This is a genomic window from Burkholderia sp. AW33-5, assembly GCF_053427615.1.
Window position 1 is genome coordinate 1 of sequence record NZ_JBSAXA010000108.1, and the last position, 439, is coordinate 439.

The 439-nt window shown below is 57.9% G+C and carries 1 protein-coding gene; it reads left to right on the top strand.

The genetic code is table 11. The features are described 5' to 3' along the window. A partial coding sequence (locus tag ACV22V_RS32580) for a hypothetical protein (protein WP_448016844.1) occupies window positions 1-300 on the top strand: 300 nt, incomplete at its 5' end. Between the last annotated feature and the right edge of the window lie 139 nt (window positions 301-439).

Consider the following 439-nt stretch of genomic DNA (forward strand, 5'->3'; position numbering starts at 1 on the left):
GGAGGCTGTCAAATGGAGGCCAGATATCGGGAGCAACTGCATCAGGGCGTTGCTCGACGAGACAACTGGACCGACCTGCAGATTGGCGGAATAGGCCAGAGTCTTGGCGCTAACCGCCAAAGCCTCACAGTCTTACATTCATGTAATATTTCATTTCCTCGTGCCCTCAGCTTTGCAGGGCCGTTCGGTCCCGACAACCCGGAAGGCGTCGGGACATTTTTTTGCCTGCATCGCCGTCGTGCGACATCGCTCGCGACGCATGATTGCCGCACTTTCCCGGCCTCCATTACGCAATGGTGAGCGACCTGCGCATGCCGGCAACCCGAACCATCACGCTGCGCAGCGCGACTTCACATGACGCGGAGCACATCGCTCGCATGTGTACGTTGAACTGACAGAGCGCACATGGCCGTATCCTTCCGGCGGCATATTTGTCATG